The organism is Streptomyces sp. NPDC051776, from assembly GCF_040681345.1.
In the GTDB taxonomy this organism is placed as follows: domain Bacteria; phylum Actinomycetota; class Actinomycetes; order Streptomycetales; family Streptomycetaceae; genus Streptomyces.
Genome location: NZ_JBFAYQ010000148.1, coordinates 1 through 2,387 on the forward strand (window position 1 = coordinate 1; position 2,387 = coordinate 2,387).

1 protein-coding gene is annotated in these 2,387 nt (G+C 63.3%); it reads left to right on the plus strand.

What is annotated here, in order from left to right:
- Positions 1–177: 177 nt before the first annotated feature.
- On the plus strand, positions 178–2,247 hold the full coding sequence (locus AB0M26_RS31790) for a hypothetical protein (protein ID WP_365266488.1): 2,070 nt from the start codon (positions 178–180) through the stop codon (positions 2,245–2,247).
- Positions 2,248–2,387: the final 140 nt, after the last annotated feature.

Consider the following 2,387-nt stretch of genomic DNA (forward strand, 5'->3'; position numbering starts at 1 on the left):
GCACAACCTCGCCCTCGCCGGATAGAGAACGGCCCGTGAGCCGCAGGACCATCTCCACCCACCCCAAGATCAACTTACGGGACAACCTTTAGGGACCATTCCCGAGAAGACCGTAACGACGTTCAACAAGAAGGAGGGGTTAGCGACTACCCGACAAATGACATGAGGAGAACGGGGATGCGGCTACACAAAATCGCGACAGCCACCATGCTGGTCCTTGCAGTCAGCGGAGGCACAGCAGTGGGGGCCGGAACCGCCCTCGCCGATACGGGCCCCACTCACGGGAAGGCGAAGGCGCGGGCGGAGGGAGGGTCCTCCACCGGCGGGAGGGTCTTCCAGCAGGACATTGCGCAGTCCGCCCAGCAGAACAACAACTGCAACAACCTCAACACCGGGGTGGACAATGACGTGGTCACGCTCACCGATGCCCGGGTAACCGGCCGGTGCGTGACCACCGACGGCTCTCTGACCGCGTTCTCACGCATCCACAATGGCCCCGCAGAGGCCCAAGGAGGCTCCTCGACCGCAGGCCTGGCTCAGCAGAACACCGCCCAGCGCGGCAGACAGAACAACAACTGCCATAACCCCAACGACCCCGACGCCACCGTGGAAGAAGGTGGTCGGGTGGAAGGCCTCTGCACCGACCAGGACCTTTCATTCAGCAAACACACGTGGATCCACGGGAGCGGCGCACGAGCCGAAGGCGGCTCCAACACCAGCGTTGGCGGCAACGTGTACCAGCAGAACATCGCCCAAGAAGGCCGACAGAACAACACCTGCAATAACCACAACGACGACACCAACCTCAGGGTGACAGGAGGCCGCGAGACCAGCCGTTGCGGGAACCTGGACCGGTCCTTCAGCAAGCGTACGTGGGTCAAGGGCGGCGGCGCCCAAGCCGAAGGTGGCAATGCCACAGAGGGCGGTCTGGAGCAGCAAAACATCGCCCAAGAAGGCCGACAGAACAACGTCTGCGCCAACCCCAACTTCCCCACTACTCACCTGGAACCTGGCCACGAGAGGAGCTCTTGCGAAAACAAGGACGCCTCCTTCAGCAAACACACGTGGGTCAAGGGGCGCGGCGCACATGCCCAAGGCGGCAACGCCGTCGGCGGCGGCGTGTTCCAGCAGAACATCGCTCAAGAAGGCCGACAGAACAACACCTGCTACAACCCCGAAAACTCCTCGATCGAGGTGAGGGGAGGTGGCCGGGAGACGAGCCGTTGCGGGAACAAGGATGCCTCCTTCAGCAAACGCACGTGGGTCAAGGGCGGCGGCGCACGAGCCGAAGGCGGCAACGCCACAGGCGGCGATGTGGACCAGCAGAACATCGCCCAAGAAGGCCGGCAGAACAACAACTGCGCCAACCCCAACCTCCCCAGTACTGACCTGAACGATGGGAGCCAGGAGACGAGCGGTTGCGGAAATAGGGACGCCTCCTTCAGCAAACACACGTGGGTCAAGGGCGGCGGCGCACGAGCCGAAGGCGGCAACGCCACAGGCGGCGATGTGGACCAGCAGAACATCGCCCAAGAAGGCCGGCAGAACAACAACTGCAGCAACAGCAACGAGAATTTGGGTGATCTTGATGTAACCGGGGGTGGCCGGGTAGAGGGCCGCTGCGGGAACAAGGACACCTCAGTCAGCAAGCACAGGTGGGTCAAGGGCGGCGGCGCACGAGCCGAAGGCGGCAGCGCGACCGCTGACGTAAGCCAGCAGAACACCGCCCAGGAAGGCCGACAGAACAACAACTGCAACAACCGCAACAGCGACGCGGACCTCACCGTGACAGGAGGCCGGCTCGGAGCGCGTTGCGGGAACATGGACTTCTCCTTCAGCCACAAAACCTTCATCAAGGGCGGCGGCGCACGAGCCGAAGGCGGCGGCGCCACAGGCGGCGCCGTCAACCAGCAGAACGCGGCGCAAGAAGGCCGCCAGAACAACAACTGTGCCAACCCGAACTTCCCGGAAGAGATCATCGACCTGACCGACAGCCGGTCGACCGTGAGCTGTAAGACCCTGGACGGCTCCACCAACCTCCACAGCGCAGAAATCGGCGGCGGAGCCAAGACCGAAGGCGGCTCAGCCACCGGCACCCTCTTCCAGCAGAACACCGCCCAAGAAGGCCGCCAGAACAACAATTGCGACAACCCCAACAACCTCACCCTCACCACCACAGGCAGCCGCACCGCCGCCCAGTGCACTGCCGTAGACCACTCCACCAACATCGCCACGGAATACCGGTAACCGGCCCCGCAGCCGGTGTGGACCTCCGCCCGACCGGGTGTGTCTACTAAAGGTTGTCCCGTAACCCCTGGTCAGGGATGAGATGATCTTGTTGTGGCTGGTGTGATCACGGCGTCGGAGCCGTCCTGGATAGGTCCGTT